General features: G+C 61.2%; 20 protein-coding genes and 1 tRNA gene. 14 read left to right on the top strand and 7 right to left on the bottom strand.

Annotated features, from left to right (window positions below; translation table 11 throughout):
- Positions 1 to 240 precede the first annotated feature (240 nt).
- From pgaA to pgaD, 4 genes are read left to right on the top strand one after another with little or no spacing between them, the layout of a single operon-like run.
- Positions 241 to 2,721, top strand: coding sequence for a poly-beta-1,6 N-acetyl-D-glucosamine export porin PgaA (gene pgaA / locus LOY38_RS28745; RefSeq protein WP_258698110.1), 2,481 nt, complete (start codon positions 241 to 243; stop codon positions 2,719 to 2,721).
- A 12-nt stretch (positions 2,722 to 2,733) separates the two neighbouring features.
- Complete coding sequence (gene pgaB / locus LOY38_RS28740) at positions 2,734 to 4,725, top strand: poly-beta-1,6-N-acetyl-D-glucosamine N-deacetylase PgaB (RefSeq protein WP_258698109.1); 1,992 nt, start codon at positions 2,734 to 2,736, stop codon at positions 4,723 to 4,725.
- Position 4,726: 1 nt separating this feature from the next.
- Positions 4,727 to 6,082, top strand: coding sequence for a poly-beta-1,6-N-acetyl-D-glucosamine synthase (gene pgaC / locus LOY38_RS28735; RefSeq protein WP_258698108.1), 1,356 nt, complete (start codon positions 4,727 to 4,729; stop codon positions 6,080 to 6,082).
- Positions 6,079 to 6,606 carry a poly-beta-1,6-N-acetyl-D-glucosamine biosynthesis protein PgaD gene (pgaD, locus tag LOY38_RS28730; RefSeq protein ID WP_258698107.1) on the top strand — a complete coding sequence of 176 codons (528 nt, stop codon included), beginning with the start codon at positions 6,079 to 6,081 and terminating at the stop codon, positions 6,604 to 6,606. The genes pgaC and pgaD overlap by 4 nt, the downstream gene beginning before the upstream one ends.
- Positions 6,607 to 6,792: 186 nt before the next feature.
- Here the strand turns inward: pgaD and LOY38_RS28725 are convergent, their stop codons facing one another.
- Complete coding sequence (locus LOY38_RS28725) at positions 6,793 to 8,322, bottom strand: apoptosis inducing factor family protein (RefSeq protein WP_258698106.1); 1,530 nt, start codon at positions 8,320 to 8,322, stop codon at positions 6,793 to 6,795.
- Positions 8,323 to 8,462: 140 nt separating this feature from the next.
- On the opposite strand from LOY38_RS28725, the gene LOY38_RS28720 reads away from it, so the two are divergent.
- The 6 genes from LOY38_RS28720 to LOY38_RS28695 all read left to right on the top strand — a co-directional run bounded on the left by LOY38_RS28720 (position 8,463) and on the right by LOY38_RS28695 (position 12,551).
- Complete coding sequence (locus LOY38_RS28720) at positions 8,463 to 9,023, top strand: YbhB/YbcL family Raf kinase inhibitor-like protein (RefSeq protein ID WP_258698105.1); 561 nt, start codon at positions 8,463 to 8,465, stop codon at positions 9,021 to 9,023.
- Between the two features lie 87 nt (positions 9,024 to 9,110).
- On the top strand, positions 9,111 to 10,829 hold the full coding sequence (locus LOY38_RS28715) for a VWA domain-containing protein (protein WP_258698104.1): 1,719 nt from the start codon (positions 9,111 to 9,113) through the stop codon (positions 10,827 to 10,829).
- A 17-nt stretch (positions 10,830 to 10,846) separates the two neighbouring features.
- Positions 10,847 to 11,428, top strand: coding sequence for an RNA polymerase sigma factor (locus LOY38_RS28710; RefSeq protein WP_258698103.1), 582 nt, complete (start codon positions 10,847 to 10,849; stop codon positions 11,426 to 11,428).
- Positions 11,425 to 12,045 carry a hypothetical protein gene (locus tag LOY38_RS28705; RefSeq protein WP_258698102.1) on the top strand — a complete coding sequence of 207 codons (621 nt, stop codon included), beginning with the start codon at positions 11,425 to 11,427 and terminating at the stop codon, positions 12,043 to 12,045. The genes LOY38_RS28710 and LOY38_RS28705 overlap by 4 nt, the downstream gene beginning before the upstream one ends.
- Positions 12,046 to 12,066: 21 nt before the next feature.
- Positions 12,067 to 12,336, top strand: coding sequence for a hypothetical protein (locus tag LOY38_RS28700; RefSeq protein WP_258698101.1), 270 nt, complete (start codon positions 12,067 to 12,069; stop codon positions 12,334 to 12,336).
- On the top strand, positions 12,333 to 12,551 hold the full coding sequence (locus LOY38_RS28695) for a hypothetical protein (protein WP_258698100.1): 219 nt from the start codon (positions 12,333 to 12,335) through the stop codon (positions 12,549 to 12,551). Before LOY38_RS28700 ends, LOY38_RS28695 begins: the two co-directional genes overlap by 4 nt.
- 237 nt (positions 12,552 to 12,788) lie before the next feature.
- Here LOY38_RS28695 and LOY38_RS28690 read toward each other — a convergent pair whose 3' ends face one another.
- Both LOY38_RS28690 and LOY38_RS28685 read right to left on the bottom strand, forming a co-directional pair.
- Entirely contained in the window at positions 12,789 to 13,406 is a 618-nt protein-coding gene (locus LOY38_RS28690; RefSeq protein ID WP_223486356.1) for a nitroreductase family protein, read from the bottom strand.
- Positions 13,403 to 14,338, bottom strand: a complete 936-nt coding sequence (locus tag LOY38_RS28685; protein ID WP_258698099.1) for an EamA family transporter — start codon at positions 14,336 to 14,338, stop codon at positions 13,403 to 13,405. Before LOY38_RS28685 ends, LOY38_RS28690 begins: the two co-directional genes overlap by 4 nt.
- An 80-nt stretch (positions 14,339 to 14,418) precedes the next feature.
- On the opposite strand from LOY38_RS28685, the gene LOY38_RS28680 reads away from it, so the two are divergent.
- Complete coding sequence (locus LOY38_RS28680) at positions 14,419 to 14,931, top strand: MarR family winged helix-turn-helix transcriptional regulator (protein ID WP_258698098.1); 513 nt, start codon at positions 14,419 to 14,421, stop codon at positions 14,929 to 14,931.
- 67 nt (positions 14,932 to 14,998) lie between these two features.
- Here LOY38_RS28680 and LOY38_RS28675 read toward each other — a convergent pair whose 3' ends face one another.
- Together LOY38_RS28675 and LOY38_RS28670 are read right to left on the bottom strand one after the other, a co-directional pair.
- Positions 14,999 to 15,499 (bottom strand): Shufflon-specific DNA recombinase, encoded by a 501-nt coding sequence (locus LOY38_RS28675; protein ID WP_258698097.1) that lies wholly within the window; start codon positions 15,497 to 15,499, stop codon positions 14,999 to 15,001.
- Positions 15,500 to 15,613: 114 nt separating this feature from the next.
- Positions 15,614 to 15,690 (bottom strand) — tRNA-Arg (locus tag LOY38_RS28670).
- A 349-nt stretch (positions 15,691 to 16,039) separates the two neighbouring features.
- On the opposite strand from LOY38_RS28670, the gene gabD reads away from it, so the two are divergent.
- The 3 genes from gabD to LOY38_RS28655 all read left to right on the top strand — a co-directional run bounded on the left by gabD (position 16,040) and on the right by LOY38_RS28655 (position 20,302).
- Positions 16,040 to 17,482 (top strand): NADP-dependent succinate-semialdehyde dehydrogenase, encoded by a 1,443-nt coding sequence (gene gabD, locus LOY38_RS28665; RefSeq protein ID WP_258698096.1) that lies wholly within the window; start codon positions 16,040 to 16,042, stop codon positions 17,480 to 17,482.
- Between the two features lie 192 nt (positions 17,483 to 17,674).
- Positions 17,675 to 18,952 carry a 4-aminobutyrate--2-oxoglutarate transaminase gene (gene gabT, locus LOY38_RS28660; protein ID WP_258698095.1) on the top strand — a complete coding sequence of 426 codons (1,278 nt, stop codon included), beginning with the start codon at positions 17,675 to 17,677 and terminating at the stop codon, positions 18,950 to 18,952.
- 135 nt (positions 18,953 to 19,087) lie between these two features.
- Positions 19,088 to 20,302, top strand: a complete 1,215-nt coding sequence (locus LOY38_RS28655; RefSeq protein ID WP_258698094.1) for a response regulator — start codon at positions 19,088 to 19,090, stop codon at positions 20,300 to 20,302.
- A 187-nt stretch (positions 20,303 to 20,489) separates the two neighbouring features.
- On the opposite strand, the gene LOY38_RS28650 is transcribed toward LOY38_RS28655, so the two are convergent.
- Positions 20,490 to 21,479 (bottom strand): sensor domain-containing diguanylate cyclase, encoded by a 990-nt coding sequence (locus LOY38_RS28650; protein WP_258698093.1) that lies wholly within the window; start codon positions 21,477 to 21,479, stop codon positions 20,490 to 20,492.
- Between the two features lie 254 nt (positions 21,480 to 21,733).
- The gene (desA, locus tag LOY38_RS28645; protein WP_258698092.1) at positions 21,734 to 22,918 is read right to left on the bottom strand and encodes a delta-9 fatty acid desaturase DesA; all 1,185 of its coding nucleotides are present in this window, start codon (positions 22,916 to 22,918) and stop codon (positions 21,734 to 21,736) included.
- Positions 22,919 to 22,947 lie beyond the last annotated feature (29 nt).

The raw sequence follows: 22,947 nt of genomic DNA, 5'->3' as shown, positions 1-22,947 counted from the left end.
AGGAGGGGGCCCGGATGCCAGTCAGCCAATGTGCGGAACTGTGGGAGCGGGCTTGACTGGCTGGCATTGAGAGGAGATCCGAATGTAACGAATCTGAATAATTATTGTGCCCCGAATTATTGACTACGCTTGCATGCAAAACTGCTTCGATAAAGCCTGGCTGGGTCTTGCGACCCGGCTTTCCGTTACGAATGGGCAAGGGACATTGCGACCCGGCTGGCCATGTAAGGATGCTGACGAATGCCGCGTATTGCTGGTCCTTTTATTCATCGTGGGCTTCGCCCCTTGTTTCGCGTTGCGCTGTGCGGCCAATTGCTGTGGCCGGTGCCCGCGCTCGCCGATACCCCTTACGACCAAATGGTTCGCGATGCGCGGGCCGGCAATTACACGCCTGCACTGACGGTGTTGCGCCAGGTGCCGGTGAACCAGGCCACCACCGGCCAGATCAGCGATCACTTGCAGATTGCCAGCTGGGCCGGTCTGGACGCCGAAGTCGTCCAGGTCTATGAAACCCAGGGACACAATCGGGCGTTGCCGGTCCAGGCCCTGATCGCCACCGCGCGGGCCTATCGCAACCTCAAGCGCTGGGATTCGGCGACTCAGGTGTACAACAAGGCCCTGGCCCTTGCGCCGCAAAATGCCGACCTGCAGCTTGGGCTGGCGATGACCCAGGCCGACGCCGGCAAACCTGACGAGGCCGTTGCCCGTACCAGGGCGTTGGTGGCGGCGAAACCGGATGATCCTTCCCGTCGCCTGTCCCTGGCCTACGCCTTGACCCGCGCCGGCGCCACCTATGAGGCACTGTTCGAATACGACCAGGCCTTCATCCGCGCGGGCAGCAAGCCCGAAGTCGCTCGGGAATACGTGATTGCCCTGCAACGCGCCCGCTTGCCGGAACCGGCCTTGCGCCTGGCGCGTCAACGGCCGGGGTTGATTGATCCGGTCTTGCAACGCCATCTCGAAGGTGATCTGGCGGCAGAACGCGTGCGTCTGGTCGAACTGGCCACTCGCAGCGAAAAAGAACGGTATGTGATCGCCGATAGAGCCCTGGCCGATTACGACCAGTTACTGACTACCTGGACGCCGGATCCAGCGGCCCACGATGACGTCACCCGCTGGCGAATCGACCGCATGGGTGCCCTCAAGGCCCGTGCGCGCACCGCCGATGTCATCGCCGAATACCAGAAACTGCTCGCCGAAGGCGTGAAGATTCCGACCTACGCCCTGCGTTGGGTGGCGTCGTCATATCTGGACCAGCGTCAGCCGGAAATCGCCACCGATTTGTATCGTCAGGTGCTGGTGGCGCCGGATGCTGATATCGGCGATCGCCTGGAAGACAGCACCGCGCTCTATTACGCCTTGCTTGAAAGCGACAAGGCCGATGAAGCGCGCCAGGTCGCCGAAGACCAGGCCAAGACCCAAAAGCCGCGGATCGAGCTCAAGGGCTTGCCGGTGGGCAATCCCAACGATGAATGGATAGACGCGCAGCAACTCGCCGCCCAGGCCGGCACCTACGGCGCCGACCTGCCCTCGGGCGAGCAGCGTTTGCAGACGCTGGTGGATCAGGCCCCGGGCAACCTCGGCCTGCGTCTGGCCCAGGCCGATCTGTACCTGGCCCGGGACTGGCCACGGCGCGCCGAGAGTCAACTCAAGGAAACCGAGAGCGTGGCCCCGCGGGATATCGGGCTGGAAGTCGCTCAAGGCCATACCGCCATGGACCTGCAGGAATGGCGACAGCTGGATGCACTGACCGACGATGTGGTCGCGCGCTTTCCGGGCAACCGTCAAGTGCAGCGTTTGCAGCGTCAGCGTGAGGTCCATGACATGGCCGAGCTGCGAGTGGAGGCCTACGGCGGCAAGAGTTATGGCGGTGGCAACGGCGATGTCGGGGCCGTCAACGGCAGCCGCGATTTCGGCATCGAAACCACGCTGTACAGCCCGCCCATCGATGAAGACTGGCGCCTGTTCGCCGGTGCCGGTTACGCCACCGGCGATTTCCAGGAAGGCACCGGCCACCACCGTTTCCAGCGTGTCGGGCTCGAACGCCGGACCCGCGACATGTCCCTGGAAGCGGAAGTCTCCAACCATTCCTACGGCTTCGGCGATAAACAGGGCGCGCGCCTGGCAATCACCCGAGACATCGATGATCACTGGCAGTACGGCGGCAGCTTCGAATACCTGTCGGCACAAACGCCGTTGCGGGCCTTGAACAGCGACATCACCGCCAATGGCGGCAGCGGTTTCATCCGTTGGCGCGCCAATGAAAGCCGTGAGTGGAAACTGGCGGTCAGCCCCTCGCACTTCAGCGACGGCAATAACCGTGTCGAAGCCGTGCTCACCGGTCGCGAGGGCGTTTACCGTGCGCCGAGGCTGCAAGTCGACCTCGGCCTGGAAGTCGGCACCAGCCATAACTCCAAGTCCGACGATGTGCCGTACTTCAACCCCAAATCCGACTTCAGCGTGTTGCCGACGGTGAACGTCAATCATGTGCTCTATCACCGCTACGAAACCTCCTGGAGCCAACAGTTCCAGGCCGGTGCGGGTACCTATAGCCAGCGCGATCACGGCACCGGCGGTATCGCCCTGCTGGGTTACGGCCAGCGCTACAGCTGGAACGACGTATTCGAGGTGGGCGGTCTGCTGAGCGTGATCAACCGGCCGTATGACGGCGACCGCGAAACCGATCTGCGCCTGCTCGTCGACCTCACTTACCGCTTCTAGAAGAGTTTGAAGATGCCTTTTATTTCGCGTTTCATCCTTCTGCTGGGAACGCTGTTGATCAGCGCCTGCGCCCAGCAAGCCCCGGCCTTCGCACCGCCGTCCGAACGCCCGGTGGCGGCCAATGAAAAACCATGGCCGAAAAACCATGTGCTGGGGATTGTGTACCACGACGTCGAAGACCGTGACCCCGATCAGGCGGTAGTGGCCGTGCGCACCGAGCGTCTGATCGAGCAACTGGCGTGGCTGCGGGAGAACAACTACAAACCGGTCACCATCGACCAGATCATCGCCGCTCGTAACGGCGGCCCCGAGCTGCCGCCCCGGGCGATCGTGCTGAGTTTCGACGACGGTTATTCGAGCTTCTACACCCGCGTGTTGCCAGTGCTGCGCGCCTATAACTGGCATGCCTTGCTGGCGCCGGTCGGGGTGTGGATCGATACGCCGCTGAACCAGCCGGTGGATTTCGCCGGTACGCCGCGCAAGCGTTCGGACTTCCTGACCTGGGAGCAGATCCGCGAGGTCTCCCGATCCGGCCTGGTGGAAATCGCCGCCCACACCGACGCCAGTCACAAAGGCGTGCTGGCCAACCCGCAAGGCAACCTGCAACCGGCGGCCGCGACCCGGCGCTATGACGCCGCTACCGGGCGCTATGAAACCGAAGCCCAATTCCAGGCCCGGATGCGCGCCGACGTGGCGGCCATCTCGGAGAAAATCCGCAAGGTCACCGGTTACAAACCGCGTGTGTGGGTTTGGCCATACGGCGCGGCGGACGGCACCTCGCTGCAAGTGGTCAACGAACAGGGGTATCAGATGGCCCTGACCCTGGAAGACGGCCTCGATGCCCTCGACGACCTGATGAGCAGCCCGCGCTTTTTGGTGGCCTCGGACCCGGATGGCCAGCACTTCGCCAACAGCATGGTCTCGGTGCAGACCGAATCGCCGATGCGCGTGGTGCATGTGGACCTGGACAACGTCTACGACGCGGACCCGGCCCAACAGGAAATCAACCTCGGCAAACTGATCCAGCGCATGGCCGACATGGGTGCCAACACCGTATTCCTGCAAGCCTTTGCTGACCCTGCGGGCGATGGCCTGGTGCATTCGCTGTACTTCCCCAACCGTCACCTGCCGGTGCGCGCCGACCTCTTCGACCGCGTGGCCTGGCAGTTGCGTACTCGGGCTAACGTCAAGGTCTTCGCGTGGATGCCGGTGCTGAGTTTTGCCCTGGACTCGAAGTTGCCACGGGTCACTCGCTGGAACCCGAAAACCGCTACCACGTCGATCGATCCGGATCAGTACAAGCGCTTGTCGCCATTCGATCCGAACGTGCGGCGCATCATTGGTGAAATCTACGAAGACGTGGCACGCCTGACCTCGGTCGACGGCATCCTCTATCACGATGACGCAGTGCTGTCGGACTTCGAAGACGCCGGGCCTAAAGCCCTGAAAGTGTATGCCGCCAACGGTCTGCCCGGTTCGATTGCCGCCCTGCGCGCCGATCCGGCGACCTTGCAACGCTGGGCGCGGTTCAAGAGCCGCTACCTGATCGATTTCACTCGCGAATTGACCGCCAAGGTTCGCGCCATTCGCGGTCCGCAAGTCAAAACAGCGCGCAATATTTTCGCCGAGCCAATGCTCAATCCCGAGAGCGAAGCCTGGTTCGCGCAGAACCTCGACGACTTCCTGCGTGCCTACGACTGGACGGCGCCGATGGCCATGCCGCTTATGGAAAAACAGAGCCAACAGCAATCCGGCCCCTGGCTCGAAAAGCTGGTGGCGACGGTCAAATCGCGCCCCGGCGCACTCAACCGCACAGTGTTCGAATTGCAGGCCCGCGACTGGACGAAACACACCGACATCGACAGCGGGCAGTTGGCCGGCTGGATGGGCCTCCTCAAGCGTCAGGGCGCCACCAGTTTTGGCTACTATCCGGACAACTTCCTCGAGAACCAGCCGGACCTGAAAACCGTGCGGCCCGCGCTCTCCAACAAGTGGAATCCATAACATGCTGGATAGACTTCTGGCCCTGCTGGTTCTGGCGATCGTCCTTGGGGTTCCCCTCGGGCTGATCTTTCTGCTCACCGGGCAATTCCTGATGGACTTCGTGTTCTTCTATCCACTGTTCATGTCGGGACTGTGGATCGCCGGCGGCCTGTATTTCTGGCTGCACTGGGAGCGGCACTGGCCGTGGCAGGACGATACCTTGCCGCCCCCGCTGGCCGGCGAACCACTGATCTCGATCCTGATCCCTTGCTACAACGAAGGCGACAACGCCGCCGATACCATTCACGCGGCGCTGGCCCAGCATTACCCGAACATCGAAGTGATCGCGATCAACGACGGCTCCAAGGACAACACCGCCGCGGTGCTCGATGCACTGGCGGCGCAGGATCCGCGTCTGCGGGTGCTGCACCTGGCGGAAAACCAGGGCAAGGCCGTGGCCCTGCGCATGGGCGCCATCGCGGCGCGCAGCGAATATCTGGTGTGCATCGACGGCGATGCGCTGCTGGCGCCGAACACCGCGGCGTATCTGGTAGCACCGATGCTCGACAATGCGCGACTGGGCGCCGTGACCGGCAACCCGCGAATCCGCACCCGTTCGACCCTGGTCGGCCGCGTACAGGTCGGCGAGTTCTCGTCGATCATCGGCCTGATCAAACGCACCCAACGGGTATTCGGGCGGATCTTTACCGTCTCCGGGGTGATCGTCGCTTTCCGTCGCACGGCCCTGAATCGGGTCGGCTACTGGAGCCCGGACATGATCACCGAAGACATCGACATCAGTTGGAAACTGCAACTGGATCACTGGAGCATTTTCTACGAGCCCCGCGCCCTGTGCTGGATCCTGATGCCGGAAACCCTCGGCGGCCTGTGGAAACAGCGTCTGCGCTGGGCTCAGGGCGGCGCCGAGGTGCTGTTCAAGAACATTCGCGGCATCTGGCAATACCGCCATCGTTACCTGTGGCCGCTGCTGTTCGAATACTGCCTGTCCACCGGTTGGGCCTTCACCTTTCTGCTGTCGGTGATCTTTTGGGGCGTCGGCAAATTCGTCGACATGCCATCCGCCATTGCCGTCGATCACCTGATGCCACCGGCCTTTACCGGGCTGGTGTTGGCGGTGGTCTGCCTGGTGCAATTCGCCGTCAGCATCCTGATCGACCGCCGTTACGAAAAGGGCCTCGGGAAGACCATGTTCTGGGTGGTCTGGTATCCGCTGGTGTTCTGGCTCATCAGCCTGCTCACCACCCTGGTCAGCTTCCCCAAAGTGCTGTTCGGTCAACATCAGAAGCGCGCGCGCTGGGTCAGTCCGGACCGGGGCATCAAGCCGCTGAATGATGATGAAGAGGAGGTCATCAAATGAAAATCATCAGAACCCGGCAGCGACCCTTTCTGGTCGTGATCGATGTTTTCTTCACCGTACTGGCGTGGATCGGGCTGCTGTATTTGCTGGCGCGGGGTTTGTGGCCATTGATCGATACCCATGACGGCCCGCGTATCGATGCGTCATTTTTCGACGCCCTCGGCACGTTGCAGATTTACCTGTGGGTGGCGTCGTTTAACGCGGTGATCCTGATCGCATGGGCGCGTTATCAACAGCGCAAAAGCAAGAGCTTCGCCCAACGCCGTTTGCCGGCGCCGGTGGCGGACGATCAGGGGCTGAGACAAAGCTTCAAGCTCACCGGTGACCGCCTGGAGAAGCTGCGCACACCGGGCTCGATGACCATTCACAACGATCAGGAAGGCGATGTCAGCCATGTCATTACGCACGTCTTCCCCGTCGACCCGGCCGAGCTACCGCCGCCTTTGGCGCCGCTCGAGCATCCGCTGGTGATCCGCCTGCCAGCCGAAGATGACGACAACCGCGAGCCAATGAGCCATTTCTAGGCGTTCGCTCATCTGTGGCGAGGGAGCTTGCTCCCGCTGGACCGGGCTGGCGCTCCAGGCCGAAGGACTCCCGATGCCATTAACCGCGCTGTATCTGATAGAGCGCAGTCGCCGATTTTGCGTCTGCTTCGCAGACGAACGGGACGGTGCGGCGATCCGACAAGCTCCCTCGCCACAAAGTCGCCGTCAGCTCAGGTCACGAACCAGGCGCCACGCCTCATCCACCGACAGCGGCTGTTTCATTCGTTCGGCGAGCATCGCCATCGCCCGTTCCTGATCGCAGGCAACGGCGGCCGCTACCACGCCGTTCTTGCCGAACAGGCCAATAAACGGCGGATGTTCTGGGTCGCCTTTGAATTCAACCTCGTCCCAGGCCTCGGCGTGTCCGAGGTAGTCGTAGTTTTTGCCGAAGTGCCAGGTCCAGAAATACGGCACGTCGAGGTAGCGTTCGTCGCCGCCGAGCATATTCGCCGCTGCAATCCGCGCCTGTTGTTGGGCCAGGCGCCAGTGCTCGATCCGTTGAGGCTGGCCGTTGAGCGGGAAGGTCGCGATGTCGCCGACGGCCCAGAGCCCGTCGGTCACGCGCATGCCGCCGTCGACCTTCAATGACTGGTCTTTTTCTTTTGGCAGATCGGCAAACGGGGCCGATGCCGGGGTGACACCAATCCCGACCAACACCAGGTCCGCCGCAATGCGTTGACCGTTGTCCAGCAGCACCGCTTCGACCTTGCCTGTGCCTTCGATCTTCGCGGCTTCACCATCGGTATGAAACACCACGCCGTTAGCCTCGTGCAGGGCACGAATCGCCTTGCCGACGGCGTCGCCGAATTGCGCCTTGAAGGGGATGGCATGGCGGGCCAGGACGGTGACGTCCAGGCCGTACTGACGCAGGGACGAAGCGGATTCCAGGCCAATGAAGCTGTCGCCGACAATCACTGCCCGTTGGCCGGGTTTTGCCGTCTTCAGAATCTGCTGCGCTTGCGCCTTCGAGCGCAGCACGAATACCTGCGGTAGATCGGCGCCCGGCAGCGACAGGGATTTTGGTATGCCTCCGGTGGCAATCACGGCGGCGTCGTAGCTCAACGATTGACCGTCGGCCAGTCGCAGAGTCCGGTTCGGTGCATCCAGGCCCATCACATCGCTGTTTATCCGTTCAATGCGCTGTTCACGATAAAAATCTTCATCCCGCAGAGGCGGAACTTCGTCCGGCGGCATCTCCCCGGCAATCACGAACTTGCTCAATACCGTCCGGTCGTAACCGGCCTCGGGTTCACGGTCGATCAGCAGCACCCGGCCGCCGAAGCCTTTCTCCCGCAGCGCCGCAGCGCAGGCCGTACCGGCGGCACCGGCACCGATGATCGCAAAGGTCCGCTTATCGTCCACCGGCGGTGTGCTGGGGCTGGGCATCGGCTGGTCATCGACCCAGACCTCGTCATCGCGAACTTCAAGCGGGTAACGCCGCAGACTGTCCAGAGACGGTGGTTCGCACAGCGCGCCGTCTTCGAGCCGATAAGCCGCCTTGTGCCACGGGCAGATCAGCCGTCCCTCGCACAGCGCACCTTTGGCCAAGGGAGCCCCGGCGTGGGGGCATTTGCCCTGATAGGCGCGCAATTGATCGCCGACCCGTAGCAAGACGATTTTCATCTTGTCGATTCGGACCTCAAGGCCACGGTCAAGGGGCACATCGGCGAAACGGGCGACGCGGTGCAGTGCCATGATCGATCTCCAGGCAGGTGTTTCACTTAGAAGTTTGGCGCTTATTCCCAGGTTCAGCCAATTCCCACTGCCACCACACGAACGGTCCGGCTATAGTTTGCGAGCCGACGACGGCCCCACCCCGCACAAGGTGCTCCGGTATGACCCGATTGACCTCTTTGAACCCTTGGCTGGCGGCCGTTGCAGTCGCCTTTTGCGTGCAGTTGCCAGCGCAGGCCCAGGAGCGTTTCACCCTCAGTATTCCCGGTGTTTCGGACAATCGGCTGTTCACGGTGGCGGAGGCCAGCGATGCCAGCGGTTGCGGCGGCAAGAACCAGTCTCCGGCCCTGAGCTGGAACGCCGGCCCTCCAGGCACCCTCAGCTACGCCATCGTCATGCACGACCCGGACGGCCAGAAAGGCCTGGGCGTCGATCACTGGATTCGTTACGGCATCAAGGCCTCGACCCGTCAGATCCCGGCCGGCGTCGGCACCAAATCCACCCTCGAAGGCGTGGGCGGCACCAACATCAAAGGCACCACCACCTACATTGGCCCTTGCCCGCCTGTCGGCGACAGCTCCCATCACTACATCATCCAGCTCTACGCCCTGGACCTGGCGCCAGAGGCCTTGCCTGCCGGCCTGACCCGCGCGCAGCTGATGGAGCAGATCAAAGGCCATGTGCTGAAAAACAGCAGCGTGGTGCGGCGTTATCACCGCTGAAGATTTTTCACTTCGGCTTAACCCGAACTGATCGGGCTGTCCGTCTCAGAGGATGAATGAGTCAATTTCCTCCTGAGGTCAGCCCCCATGTCCCTCCCTCTGCATTACCTCCGCCCGGCCGCCCAGGGTTTCGCCGCCGGGTTGTTGCTGGCCGTTGCCGGTTGCGGTGCATCATCCACACCTGACTCCGTAACGGTTGCGCCCCCGGCTCAAGGTGAGCTGAAAACTGAGGCGTTGGTGCGTGAGGCGGCCATGGCGGACACCGCGCTGGCCAAGCACAGTGCGCGACCTGCACCGTTGGTCGCTTTCGCGCCAATGCCGGCCGGTGAAGCTTATCCACAGGGCTATCGGGATGAACAGCGGGAGCAGTATCAGGCGCTGGCCGATAACCCGATTCACAGCGTGACTGAGGCGCCGGTCTCGACCTTCAGTGCCGACGTCGATACCGGCGCTTACGCCAACGTCCGGCGCTTGCTCAATCAGGGGCGTTTGCCTCCCGAAGGGGCGGTGCGCCTGGAAGAAATGGTCAATTACTTCCCCTACGATTACGCCTTGCCCACCGATGGCTCGCCGTTCGGCGTGACCACCGAGCTGGCGCCGTCACCCTGGAACCCGCATACCCGGTTGCTGCGCATCGGCATCAAGGCCTCCGACCGCGCGGTGGCGGAACTGGCCCCGGCAAACCTGGTGTTTCTGGTGGACGTGTCCGGCTCGATGGACCGTCGCGAAGGTTTGCCCATGGTCAAAAGCACCCTGAAATTGCTGGTCGATCAACTGCGCGAGCAGGACCGGGTTTCACTGGTGGTCTACGCCGGAGAATCCCGTGTGGTGCTGGAGCCGACTTCCGGACGGGAAAAAGCGAAAATTCGTACCGCTATCGATCAATTGACGGCGGGCGGCTCGACCGCCGGCGCGTCGGGTATCGAACTGGCTTATCAAATGGCGCAACAGGCCTTTATCCCCAAAGGCATCAACCGCATCCTGCTGGCCACCGATGGCGACTTCAACGTCGGCATCAGCGACTTCGACAGCCTCAAACAAATGGCTGTGGATAAACGCAAAACCGGCGTGTCCCTGACCACCTTGGGTTTTGGTGTGGATAACTACAATGAACACCTGATGGAACAACTGGCCGACGCTGGCGACGGTAACTACGCCTACATCGACAACCTGCGCGAGGCGCGCAAGGTGCTGGTGGATCAACTCGGCTCGACCCTCGCAGTAGTAGCGAAAAACGTGAAGCTGCAGGTGGAGTTCAATCCTGCGCAAGTCAGCGAATATCGGCTGTTGGGCTATGAGAATCGCGCCTTGAAGCGTGAGGATTTCAGCAACGACAAAGTCGATGCCGGAGAAATCGGCGCAGGGCATACGGTGACGGCGTTGTATGAAATTGTGCCCAAGGGCGAGAAGGGCTGGCTGGAACCGTTGCGCTATGGCAATCCTGGGGCCGATGTTTCCGCAAAAACCGGAGAATTGGCGATGCTGCGAGTGCGTTATCAGTTGCCGGAAGGCGGGAATAGTCGCTTGATCGAGCGGCCAATCCTGAAGGGTGAGGCCGGCAAACTCTCGACAGCTAGCGATGACCTGCGCTTTGCCGCCGCCGTCGCTGCCTTTTCCCAGCAGCTCAAGGACGGGCGTTACACCGGTAATTTCAGCCTGAAGGACACCGAAGCCCTGGCCCGTGGCGCACGGGGCGATGATCAATTCGGTCTGCGCGGTGAATTCGTGCAATTGGTGGAGTTGGCGCAGAGCCTGCGAACCCCGACCGCCTCGAATCAACAGCCCAACGACAACCGGATAGAGTGAAAGAGGCCAGCGCTGATATGTCCGACTCTGAAATCAGCTCAGCCACCAGCAGCGATGAATTGCTGCTGGCGCGCTACCGCTCGGGCGACGGGCCGGCGTTCGAAGTTTTGTACGCCCGTCATCGCCAAGGCCTTTATCGATTCCTCCTCAGCCTCAGCGGTAAACCCGAACTGGCCGAAGAGGTGTACCAGGAAACCTGGCTGAGCCTGATCCGCAGCACCAGTCAGCCACAAGGCCGGGCAAATTTTCGTACCTGGCTCTACCAGATTGCCCGCAACCGACTGATCGATCACTGGCGCAAACACGGCACCCACAACCCCTTGCACGACAGCTATGACGAACAAGCCCACGCCCTGGTCGATGACGCGGCCGACCCCGAACAACTGCTGAGCCTGAGCCGCGACGGTCAACGCCTCGAAGCCGCCCTGCAAACCCTACCCGCCGACCAGCGCGAAGTGTTCCTGCTGCGAGCCCACGGCGACCTCGACCTGCCGCAAATCGCCACACTCACCGAAACCCCGCTGGAAACCGTTAAAAGTCGCTTGCGCTACGCCCAGCAAAAACTGCGTCGGCTGCTGGCCGAGGAGGTACTGACATGACTGACGCCAAACAAACACCGTCATCGCCCGACGATGAAGTGATCAAGCATTTTCGCGATCACAGCAACGGTGAACCACCGGCGCATCTCGACGCCTTCATCCTCGCCACCGCACACCGGGAAGCCCCCAAGCCGAAGCCAAACCTGTGGCAACGCTGGCTCCACGCCTGCCAGCAACCCCGCTGGCAAGTGGCATTCGCCAGCCTCGTCGGCGTTGCGCTGATGCTGGCACTGGTGCAACGCACACCGGAACAACTGCCGAGTTACGACTTCGCACCTGCGCCGAAAGCGTCCGCACCGCTCGCCAAACCGGAAGCCGCAGCGCGCTCCCAGGATGAACCGGCCGGCGTTATATCCGCGCCCGCACCGGCTGCGCCCATGGCGGATTTTTCCGCACCAATGCAGCGTAAGTCGATCAACAGCGAAATGGCCGATGAAGCAAAACTCAGCAAACGCGCCGCCGCGCCGGCCAAGTCACTGGATGATCAATTGCGCGAAGTGATACGCCTGCAAGATACCGGTCAGACCCAAGCCGCCGAGGCGTTGCTGACGACATTGCACAAGCGCTTTCCCAAGGAAAATCTCACGGCCCGACTCAAGGATTTGCGGAAAAAATGAGGTGAACAGCGGTCGGCAAATTTGGCATCGACACCCGAAAGCGCGCACTATCGGCCTATAGCCGATGCGTTGGAGGATGCCGTGGCCCAAAAAATCGACCGCATCGCCCAAATGCTCAACTGCCCGGTGAAGGGTGAGGAATTACGGCGAGCAGTGACTGAGAGTCGTAAGGAGTTTCTTCTGGCGAAGCAGGAAGAGGAAGCGCTTGAGGAAGATGTCCTTGATGATGAGTTGATCGAGGATGAAGAAGACGATGATGAGTACGACGAGTTTGACTGGACGACAGAATGAAAAAACCGCTTCGGCGGCCCGTTGCCGCTCTCGATCATAGCCATCCTGCTGCTCAACCCTTGCCGCACACGGCCTATCAGCAACGAGCCGCAGAAATACGTGAGTCTATTGGCTCCAGCCTTAATAACCCACGTCCGGCTATTCCTGCCGAAACACTATTTGCCGAGCTTGATGCGCTCATTGATGAGGTTGAAGCAGAGCGTAACCGCCCTTGAAAACACTCACTCAAAAATTGCAGGCCCTGAAAAACCGGGGCCTGCAATTTTGGGGTGAGTTGCCGCTATTCTGCGGCTTGTTGCGTCGTCGACTGCGGTGGTCGCGTCAAAACTTTCACCACATCATCAACCACCGTGCCCGTCCCACGCCATTCCACTACCCTGACTCAACACCAGTTTGCAGTTCATCCATTTGGCCTTTCTCGTTCTACTGCTCAAAAGATCGCAAACAGTCTCTTAGGCGAATGCCAGCACCTCATGCAAAGGCCGACGCACTTTTTGCGGCCAGTTGCCGGCGGCCGGGTAGCCGGCGGTGACCAGCATGACCGGCAGTTCATTAGCCCCTAGGTCGAACTCTCGCGTCACGCCCTCGGCATCGAAGCCGCTCATGGCCCCGCTGGCCAGGCCCATGCCTTGAGCCGCCAACATCAGCGTCATGGCGGTGAGGGAGGCCGAACGCAGCGCCTCGTCGCGTTGCAGCTGCGGATTGCCCGCGTGGGATTCGCTGGCCATGGCCGCCCAGCCCTGGAGAGTGGCGGGCGGCAGAATGCCGGCGTCGACCGAGGGCTGCAGCATCTGCGGCAGCGTCTCGTGGGCCGCCAGGGTGCCACAGATGATAAAGGTCACGGGGGCGTCCAGCACTTGGCGCTGCTGGTAGGCCACGGCATGCAAGCGGGCCTTGGCTGCGTCCGAGCGCACCGCGACAAATTTCCAGTTCTGCAGGTTGTAGGCCGAGGGCGCGCGGGTGGCCAGCTGCACCAGCTCGCGGATGACCGACTCGGGCAGATCGCGACCGGCCTGATAACGGGTGGTGGAAACTCGCGACTCGATAAGGTCCTTGATGGCAGTGTTCATAGCATTCTCCGTTGCACAGGGTTTTCTAGAGTGGATAAATCAGTGTGCGTTTGGCTGGCCGGCGAGCCGGAGGTCGATGCCCATTGCACCGCCAGGATGCTGCCCAGCACTGTGATCAGCCCCAGCAGCGCCAGGCCGGTGATGCTCTGTTCCAGCAGCGCCCAACCCAGTAGTACGGCCACCAGCGGGCTGAGCAAGCCCAATGATGACACCGCCACCGGCGCCAACCGGGCAATCCCGCGAAACCACAGCACATAGGCCAGCAGCGCGCCGAACAGCGACAGGTAGGCGTAACCCAACCACTGGCTGAGGCTTAGGCTCGGCAGCGGCGGATCGACCAGCCAGGCCAGCGGCAGCAGCAACAGGCCGCCCACCAGCAACTGCCAGCCGGTAAAGGCCCGCAGCGGTATCGCTAGCTGCCAGCGCCGTGTCAGGTAGGTGCCGACCGCCATGCAGGCGGTGCCGATAAAGGCCGCGGTTATGCCGATCGGGTCCCAAGAGGCGCCCGGCGCCAGCAGCAGCGCGGCCATCCCGACTATCCCCAGCACGCTGGCGCCGGCCGCCAGATAAGACGGGCATTGGCGGTCCAGTGTCCATACCAGGCCCATCACCAGCAGCGGCTGGATGGCCCCGACCACGGCAGCCAGGCCTCCGGGCAAGCGGTAGGCGGCGACAAACAGCAGGGCTTGGAAGAAGCCGATATTCAGCGCCGCCAGTATCAGCAGGCGCAACCATTCGGCGCGTTTGGGCAGATGCCGGCTGTACAGGACCAGTAACAGACCGGCCGGCAACGCGCGCAGCAAGGCGGCGGTAAAGGGCCGATCCGCTGGCAAGAGTTCGGTGGTGACTATATAGGTCGAGCCCCAGATGGCCGGGGCCAGCGCCGTGCTCAGGACGTCCAGCCAGGAACTGCGGGTGCTTAACTTGTGCATGTATTTATCTCGCATTCAAGATAAAATGGAAGTTAGTAGTATTTTGTCTTGAGTTCAAGATAAATTTTGAGGAGTGGAGCATGACAACCGAACGACAGGCCGATGCGGTCGACATGATTCTTCGGCAGTGGCGCCGCGAGCGTCCGGATCTGGACGTCAGCCCCATGGGCACCATTGGCCGGGTCAAGCGCTGCTCGGTGCTGCTGCAGCGTGAACTGGCTAAGGTCTTCAGCGCTTTCGGCCTGAACGCCTGGGAGTTCGATGTGCTGGCCACCCTGCGTCGCGCCGGCGCGCCCCACTGCCTGGCGCCGACCACGCTGTTTTCGTCCTTGATGATCACCTCCGGCACCATGACCCGGCAGCTGCAGCAGCTGGAGGCCGCCGGCTGGGTCAGCCGCACGCCCAACCCCAGTGACGCGCGCAGCCTGCTGGTGCAATTGACCCCGGCCGGGCTGGCGCTGATCGACCGCGCAGTGACCGCCCATGTCGCCAACGAGGCGCGGATTCTGGCGCCTATAGCGGCGGCACAGCTGGCGCAGTTGGATGAGCGGCTATCGGAGCTATTGGCGGTCTTGGAACCGGCGGCCGAGTGATTTCTAAAAACCTGTTTATGACCTGCTGCGCGTCGGCGATACCGTGTTAAAAACAGCCTCAGAATGCTCATTTACAGCCCGTAAAATGCGCTTCTTCGGCTGCTTTTACCTTGTCTCCTCTAGCTCGCGAGATCATAGACAGATTCTTGGCGCGGTGACGCAGCCGACAGACGCATTGGAGCAATGCGAGTTCACGCTTCACCGTATTGCCCTTGCGGATTTTCAAGCGCTCGTCACGGTAGCGGGCAAAATCTGAAGAGGAGAGGGTGGCAACGATGCGTGTCGCCAGCGGATGACGCTTGAGCGCTTCCAGGCGCTTGATTTCCGAATACGCGCCTTTGTGCTTCGGAGCGATCTCGGAGATATAGCGATCAATGAGTTGATGAAAGGCGGTGTGTTCAGCCTCGACGCGAGAGACAAAAATGCCTCGGTCGATTTCGCTTTCGATCATGCGTGCCCAGGCTTGGGCATCGGCTTTGGTTTCGAAGGTTTTTCTTTGGGCTGGATAGCCTTTGAGGCGGATTTGCGCTTCCCACTGATACTCGCCGCGATTCCTGATTGTTGCCATTTCGACCATTCCTGCCACGTTCAAGTGTGGCAAATTTGTGGCAAAAACGACTTTCAGGACTAGGACAGGTTTCTTTCAGGAGCGCTATCCCCTTGTAATACAAGGGAAAGAAAATGGTGCACCAGGCGGGATTCGAACCCACGACCCCTGCCTTCGGAGGGCAGTACTCTATCCAGCTGAGCTACTGGTGCAATGCGGGCGCCATGATACTCATATGCGCTGCGGGCGTCCATGCTGCTGAATCGCCTGCGTTTTTCCCAAGCGTAACCTGCGTTTGCTACGTTGATCAGAAAAAATAAGCAAATGCGGCGTTTTCGTTCTTTTTTTCGAACAGCCTATTGTCCTTTACCCCCTTTGATCCTAGGATTCGTTTGAGATTTCAAACGCTCTTGTCTGGGTGCTGAACCGCACGAGTTCGATTTGTGCGCTATTTATGTGCTTCAGCCCGGTGAATGATTTCCCTGACGGCAGCCTATAAGGCGCCTTTCTACAATCATAATTCGCTCCGCGCGTGCCGCGGTGCTGTTAAGGAAAGCCGACATGCAGCTTAAAGACACCCAGTTGTTCCGCCAGCAAGCCTTTATCGATGGCGCTTGGGTCGATGCGGACAACGGTCAGACGATCAAGGTCAATAACCCGGCAACGGGCGAAATTCTGGGCACTGTGCCGAAAATGGGCGCTGCCGAAACCCGCCGTGCGATCGAAGCCGCTGACAAAGCGCTGCCGGCCTGGCGTGCACTGACCGCCAAGGATCGTGCGAACAAGCTGCGTCGCTGGTTCGAGCTGATCATCGAGAACCAGGACGACCTGGCTCGCCTGATGACTCTGGAGCAGGGCAAGCCATTGGCTGAAGCCAAGGGCGAGATCGTTTACGCCGCTTCCTTTATCGAGTGGTTCGCTGAAGAAGCCAAGCGCGTCTACGGTGACGTGATTCCGGGCCACCAGCCAGACAAGCGCCTGATCGTGATCAAGCAGCCGATCGGCGTGACCGCCGCGATTACTCCGTGGAACTTCCCGGCCGCGATGATCACCCGTAAAGCCGGCCCGGCTCTGGCCGCCGGTTGCACCATGGTGCTCAAGCCTGCTTCGCAAACTCCGTTCTCGGCTTTCGCCCTGGCTGAACTGGCCCAGCGTGCCGGTATTCCGAACGGTGTGTTCAGTGTGGTGACCGGCAGCGCCGGCGACATTGGCAGCGAGCTGACCGGCAACCCGATCGTGCGCAAACTGTCGTTCACCGGCTCGACTGAAATCGGTCGTCAGTTGATGACCGAGTGCGCCAAGGACATCAAGAAAGTCTCGCTGGAACTGGGCGGCAACGCGCCGTTCATCGTGTTCGACGACGCGGACCTGGATAAGGCCGTCGAAGGCGCGATCATTTCCAAGTATCGCAACAACGGCCAGACCTGCGTCTGCGCCAACCGCCTGTACATTCAGGATTCGGTGTACGACGCGTTCGCCGAAAAACTGAAAGTGGCCGTGGCCAAGCTCAAGATCGGTAACGGTCTGGAAGACGGCACCACCACGGGCCCGCTGATCGACGAAAAAGCCGTGGCCAAGGTTCAAGAGCACATTGCTGACGCCGTGAGCAAAGGTGCAACCGTGCTGTCCGGTGGCAAGGTGATGGAAGGCAACTTCTTCGAGCCGACCATCCTGACCAACGTGCCGAATAACGCTGCCGTGGCCAAGGAAGAAACCTTCGGCCCATTGGCGCCACTGTTCCGCTTCAAAGACGAAGCCGACGTGATCGCGATGTCCAACGACACTGAGTTCGGCCTGGCCTCGTACTTCTATGCTCGCGACCTGGGCCGTGTGTTCCGCGTGGCTGAAGCCTTGGAATACGGCATGGTCGGCGTCAACACCGGGTTGATCTCCAACGAAGTCGCGCCATTCGGCGGCATCAAGGCGTCGGGCCTGGGCCGTGAAGGCTCCAAGTACGGCATCGAGGATTACCTGGAAATCAAATACCTCTGTCTGGGTATCTAAGCTCGGAAAACATAAGCAGGCATTGCTTCAAGCGTAAAGGGCACGAGAGCGCTGCCCTTTGCGCCGCTTCAAACGGAATTTTCTCTGTGGCCGGGAAAGCTGTGGCAGTCGATCATCGCATGCTGCCGTAGTTGCCTCCCCGCCGCTTAATCCTTGAACCACGCCGCCCGATGAGCGGTGAATGAGGACACTATGAGCAAGACTAACGCATCCCTGATGAAACGCCGCGAAGCCGCTGTACCGCGCGGTGTTGGCCAGATTCACCCGATCTTCGCCGACCACGCGAAGAACGCCACCGTGACCGACGTTGAAGGTCGCGAGTTCATCGACTTCGCCGGCGGTATCGCCGTGCTGAACACTGGTCACCTGCACCCGAAAGTCATTGCGGCCGTGACTGCTCAACTGAACAAGCTGACCCACACCTGCTTCCAGGTCCTGGCCTACGAGCCGTACGTGGAACTGTGCGAAAAAATCAACGCCAAGGTGCCAGGTGATTTCGCCAAGAAAACCCTGTTGGTGACCACGGGTTCCGAAGCCGTGGAAAACGCCGTGAAAATCGCCCGCGCCGCCACTGGCCGTGCCGGCGTGATCGCGTTCACCGGCGCTTACCACGGTCGCACCATGATGACCCTGGGCCTGACCGGTAAAGTCGTGCCTTACTCGGCCGGCATGGGCCTGATGCCAGGCGGCATCTTCCGCGCGTTGTACCCGAACGAGCTGCACGGTGTGAGCATCGACGATTCGATCGCCAGCATCGAGCGCATCTTCAAGAACGACGCCGAGCCGCGTGACATCGCCGCCATCATCATCGAGCCGGTGCAGGGCGAAGGCGGTTTCTACGTCGCGCCTAAAGAGTTCATGAAGCGCCTGCGTGCCCTGTGCGACCAGCACGGCATTCTGTTGATCGCTGACGAAGTACAGACTGGCGCTGGCCGTACCGGCACTTTCTTTGCCATGGAACAGATGGGCGTTGCCGCCGACCTGACCACTTTCGCCAAATCCATCGCTGGCGGCTTCCCGCTGGCCGGTGTGTGCGGCAAGGCCGAATACATGGACGCCATCGCTCCAGGCGGCCTGGGCGGCACTTATGCCGGTAGCCCGATCGCTTGCGCCGCGGCTCTGGCCGTGATGGAAGTGTTTGAAGAAGAGCACCTGCTGGACCGTTGCAAAGCGGTTGGCGAGCGTCTGGTGACTGGCCTGAAGGCTATCCAGGCCAAGTATCCGGTGATCGGCGAAGTGCGTGCCTTGGGCGCAATGATCGCGGTCGAGCTGTTCGTCGACGGCGACAGCCACAAGCCGAACGCTGCTGCCGTGGCATCGGTTGTGGCCAAGGCGCGCGACAAGGGCCTGATCCTGCTGTCGTGCGGCACCTATGGCAACGTTCTGCGCGTGCTGGTACCGCTGACCGCGCCGGACGAGCAACTGGATAGAGGCCTGGCGATCATGGAAGAGTGCTTCGCCGAGCTCTGATTCATTTGTGAACTGATCGACAAAAAACCCGCTTCGGCGGGTTTTTTTATGCCCCTTGGAACACATCAGGGCAATTGAGCTGTATCGAATGGCCAGCATTGACTAAGGTGCAAGCATTGCCGTTGGAGTGTGCAGATGACTGCTGTAGTGTTACCCGCTGTACCGCGTGTGCTGATTGCCGAGGCCGACCCTTGGCCCCGTGACCTGCTCAAGCAGGTGTTGTTGAATGTGCGCTGCGACGCGCGGCTGGACCTGTGTGCTGACGGCCAGGAGGCCCTGCAGCTGTTGGCGGAAAATCCTTATGACCTGGTGATCGTCGACTGGGAGTTGCCCGGCGTCGATGGCCTGAATGTCTTGCGCAGTGTTCGTCAGCGCAAACGTAATCCGCCGCTGCCCTTCATTCTGATGAGCAGCCGCAACGACAGCGCCAGCGTGCGCGAAGCCTTGCCTCTGGCGCCCACGGCGTACCTGACCAAACCCTTGAACATGGAAAGCCTGACCCAGCGCCTGCAGGATTTATTGCTGAACGCTGGTGAAGAGGTGTCCTGCGAGGTGCCGTCATTGGCGCCGGGCATGACCTTGTCGGTGTATCTGGAGCGGCGGCGCGAACTGGCGGACGGTGCGCCGTTGATGACCGATGTGCAGGTGGCGATCAAACGTAGTCTCAATCCCAATGGCCTTGATCTGACGCGGCTGGAAGACGAGATCCGCACCGATCCGCAAATCACCGCTGTCTTGATCGCTGCCGCCAACAGCGCGGCCCAGCATCATGGCGCCGCCGTGCAAACCCTGGCCCAGGCGTTGCATCGCTTGGGCACCGGGCAAAGCATGAACCTGATTCTGGGGCTGGCCCTCAAGCGCAGTGCCCGGCTCAGCGATCCGTTCCTGGCCGATTATGCCGAGCGTTATTGGGAGTTGTCCCTGCACACCGCCGAATACGCGCGAACGTTGGCGCGTTTGCTGGATCTGGATCAGGAGCGCTGTTATAGCGCGGGCATGCTGCATCGTCTCGGCGACCTGGCGTTGCTGCGGTGTTTGCAGGAGTGGAAGCAAGCCGGCGGTGAGCTGGATGAGCTGGAAGAAGTCGGCGACGCACTGGCCGAATTTGGCGCGGCCTATGGTTCGGCGCTACGGACCCGCTGGCGCCTGCCCCTGGAGCTGCGAGAGCTGATTGCGGCGGTTTACCAGCTCGGTGGCGGGGTTTACTCCCGCGAGGCGCTGGTGATGAACATGGCCGCACAACTGGCGCGCCTGACCGAGCATGAGGGGATCGAGGCGTTGTCCAAGAGCCGCACGGCGCGGTTGCTCAAGATCGGATTGCCTGAGCTGATGCGTTTGCGCAAGAAGTGAATCTGACACCAAACCCTGTGGGAGCGAACTGTGGCGAGGGGGCTTGCCTCCGTTCGGTTGCGCAGCAGCCGTGAAGCCAGAGATCGCGGTATTCCTGTCAGAGCGAGGTTGCAGAATTCAGGACTGCTTCGCAGCCCAACGGGGGCAAGCCCCCTCGCCACAGGTGGGTATAAGCGCCAGATAGTTCTCAGTCGGAGATAATCCGGTTCTTGCCCTGGCGCTTGGCTTCGTACATCGCTGCATCGGCGCGGGCGAACAGGCTGTCGAGGTTTTCATCCTCGGGCGTGAGGCTGGTCAGGCCCTGGCTGACGGTGATGCCGAACGTCTGGTCGTCATGGCTGAAACTCAACCGCTGAATCTCCCGTTGCAGGCGCTCGGCCACTTGCATGGCCATGTCCGGTGCGCAGCCGGGGAACACCGCAGCGAATTCCTCACCGCCAATCCGCCCGAACAGATCACCACGCCGCAGGGCTGCGCGGCCGCTCTCGGCGATGCGTTGCAGCACCATGTCGCCTTCCGGATGGCCGTAGGTGTCGTTGATCACTTTGAAGTTATCGATGTCCAGCAGCAGGAAGGCCATCGGCGCACCGTGTAGTCGTGCCTGGTCGAATTCGCGATGGGCGCATTCGAAGAAGTGTCGGCGGTTGCTGCTTTGGGTCAGCACGTCGGTGGTGGCCAAGCGGTGTAGCTCGGTTTCCATCTGCTTCTTTTCGGTGATGTCTTCGGCAATGCCGACGATAATCACCGGTTGGCCCGGCTCGGCCTGACGGTTGATGAAGCACTTGTCGCTGAGCCAGCGCACCTGGCCGTCGGCGGTGATGATGCGGTACTCGCGGTCTTCAACGGCGCCGTTGACCAGCACTTGCGCCAGGCTGCGCTCGGCGTAATCCAGGTCGTCGGGATAAACACTGTCGCGCCAGTGGTTGTAGTCGGACAGCAACAGGCCGGCGGGGCGGCCGAAGATCCGGTCATAGGCCGGGCTGACGTAGAGCACCTGACGGGTTTCCCAGTTGAATGCCCAAAGCACTGCGTTGACGCTGACCAGCAGCGAGCTGAACAGCTGTTCGCGTTCGCTCAGGCGCGCCACTTCGCCTTGCGCATGCATCAGCGCCATCAGGGTTTGCGCGGCCTCGGGCCACTGTGGAAGGGATGAGTCTTGTAGGTTTTTATTGACCATCGGCACAAATCTCAAAGGGCGTGCCGCTATTTCGACAGCGGCCAGCACAAAGCCCGCCTGGATGGCGAAGTGTCTTTGAGATAGGGGATTTGGAGCGAAGTTCCCGCTTTTTTTGTGGCGAGGGCACGCTTGCTCCCGCTGGGTGGTCCTGGCGACGCGTTTTTTCCGTTAAAACGCGTCGTCAGATATTGCGGCTGCTGCGCAGCCGAACGGGAGCAAGCTCCCCCGCCACAGGAGCGGCCCTTGATTCAAGGTCAGGCAGCGGCAGGGCGCAGGGAGTAGGTTTTCAGCTGGTCGGCGAAGTCGCGCAGGGATTGAATCCCGCTGGCCTCGGCTTCGTGTACCCAATCCTTGATGGCGGCCAGCATGTCGTGACCATTTGAGCTGGTCTTGACCCAGATCTGCTGCAAGGCCAGGCGTTTCTCGTAAATTACCTTCAGCGCCTGGCTGTGTTCGAGCATGGTCTGGATGCGCACATGGTGCTTGTCATCCAGCAGGCTGGTTTCCCGCGAGAGCAGGCGCTTGGCCCGGTGGAACTGGTGACGGACCGAGTGATCGACCTTTTCCAGTTCTTGTTTGACCAGTGGTGCGATGACCAATTTGCGGTACTGGGCCATGATCTGGAAGCGGTTGTTGAGGATCGCCATGGCGGTGTCCATGTCCAGGCTGCCTTTGCCTTCGACACGGTGGGCGATCGGCGCAACCCGCTGGACCTTGGCCAGGCGCAGGAAGCTGAAGACCTGGATCCATGCCCAGCCGAGGTCGAATTCCCACTTCTTCACCGACAGTTTGGCCGAGTTAGGGTAGGTGTGATGGTTGTTATGCAGTTCTTCGCCGCCGATCAGGATGCCCCAGGGCACCAGATTGGTCGCCGCATCGCGGCATTCGAAATTGCGGTAGCCGATGGCATGGCCCAGGCCATTGACCACGCCGGCGGCCCACACCGGGATCCACATCATCTGGATGGCCCAGATGGTGATGCCGATGGTGCCGAACAGCAGCAGGTCGATGACGCCCATGATCGCCACGCCCAGCAGCGGGAAGCGGCTGTAGAGGTTGCGTTCGATCCAGTCTTCGGGGCAGTTCTTGCCGTAGATGCGCAGGGTCTCGGGGTTTTCCGCTTCGGCGCGGTACAGCTCGGCGCCTTTGCGCAGAACCGTGGACAGCCCCTTGATGACCGGGCTGTGCGGGTCATCGACGGTTTCGCATTTGGCGTGATGCTTGCGGTGGATAGCGGTCCACTCGCGGGTGTTCTGCGCCGTGGTCAGCCACAGCCAGAAACGGAAGAAATGTTTCAGGCCGGCATTGAGCTCGAGGGAACGATGGGCTGAATAACGATGCAGATAGACCGTGACGCCGACGATCGTCACGTGGGTCATCAGCAGGGTGACTGCCACCAGTGACCAGGGCGATAAGCCAAGAAAACCTTCGTACCACATAGGCTATAGGGCCCTCGAAAAAGAAAAAA

The organism is Pseudomonas sp. B21-015 (genome assembly GCF_024749285.1).
In the GTDB taxonomy this organism is placed as follows: domain Bacteria; phylum Pseudomonadota; class Gammaproteobacteria; order Pseudomonadales; family Pseudomonadaceae; genus Aquipseudomonas.
The sequence above is the reverse complement of the archived record's forward strand: the minus strand, read 5'-3'. Positions and strand labels throughout refer to the sequence as shown.

What these genes read in the sequence shown, in the direction of transcription:
- LOY38_RS28680 (WP_258698098.1), top strand. Translation starts at nt 14,419, where the DNA reads ATGACAACCGAACGACAGGCCGATGCGGTCGACATGATTCTTCGGCAG.
- pgaC (WP_258698108.1), top strand. Translation starts at nt 4,727, where the DNA reads ATGCTGGATAGACTTCTGGCCCTGCTGGTTCTGGCGATCGTCCTTGGG.
- pgaA (WP_258698110.1), top strand. Translation starts at nt 241, where the DNA reads ATGCCGCGTATTGCTGGTCCTTTTATTCATCGTGGGCTTCGCCCCTTG.
- desA (WP_258698092.1), bottom strand. Translation starts at nt 22,918, where the DNA reads ATGTGGTACGAAGGTTTTCTTGGCTTATCGCCCTGGTCACTGGTGGCA.
- LOY38_RS28695 (WP_258698100.1), top strand. Translation starts at nt 12,333, where the DNA reads ATGAAAAAACCGCTTCGGCGGCCCGTTGCCGCTCTCGATCATAGCCAT.
- LOY38_RS28685 (WP_258698099.1), bottom strand. Translation starts at nt 14,338, where the DNA reads ATGCACAAGTTAAGCACCCGCAGTTCCTGGCTGGACGTCCTGAGCACG.
- LOY38_RS28725 (WP_258698106.1), bottom strand. Translation starts at nt 8,322, where the DNA reads ATGGCACTGCACCGCGTCGCCCGTTTCGCCGATGTGCCCCTTGACCGT.
- LOY38_RS28650 (WP_258698093.1), bottom strand. Translation starts at nt 21,479, where the DNA reads ATGGTCAATAAAAACCTACAAGACTCATCCCTTCCACAGTGGCCCGAG.
- LOY38_RS28690 (WP_223486356.1), bottom strand. Translation starts at nt 13,406, where the DNA reads ATGAACACTGCCATCAAGGACCTTATCGAGTCGCGAGTTTCCACCACC.
- LOY38_RS28715 (WP_258698104.1), top strand. Translation starts at nt 9,111, where the DNA reads ATGTCCCTCCCTCTGCATTACCTCCGCCCGGCCGCCCAGGGTTTCGCC.
- gabD (WP_258698096.1), top strand. Translation starts at nt 16,040, where the DNA reads ATGCAGCTTAAAGACACCCAGTTGTTCCGCCAGCAAGCCTTTATCGAT.
- LOY38_RS28705 (WP_258698102.1), top strand. Translation starts at nt 11,425, where the DNA reads ATGACTGACGCCAAACAAACACCGTCATCGCCCGACGATGAAGTGATC.
- LOY38_RS28675 (WP_258698097.1), bottom strand. Translation starts at nt 15,499, where the DNA reads ATGGCAACAATCAGGAATCGCGGCGAGTATCAGTGGGAAGCGCAAATC.
- LOY38_RS28720 (WP_258698105.1), top strand. Translation starts at nt 8,463, where the DNA reads ATGACCCGATTGACCTCTTTGAACCCTTGGCTGGCGGCCGTTGCAGTC.
- gabT (WP_258698095.1), top strand. Translation starts at nt 17,675, where the DNA reads ATGAGCAAGACTAACGCATCCCTGATGAAACGCCGCGAAGCCGCTGTA.
- pgaB (WP_258698109.1), top strand. Translation starts at nt 2,734, where the DNA reads ATGCCTTTTATTTCGCGTTTCATCCTTCTGCTGGGAACGCTGTTGATC.
- LOY38_RS28655 (WP_258698094.1), top strand. Translation starts at nt 19,088, where the DNA reads ATGACTGCTGTAGTGTTACCCGCTGTACCGCGTGTGCTGATTGCCGAG.
- LOY38_RS28710 (WP_258698103.1), top strand. Translation starts at nt 10,847, where the DNA reads ATGTCCGACTCTGAAATCAGCTCAGCCACCAGCAGCGATGAATTGCTG.
- pgaD (WP_258698107.1), top strand. Translation starts at nt 6,079, where the DNA reads ATGAAAATCATCAGAACCCGGCAGCGACCCTTTCTGGTCGTGATCGAT.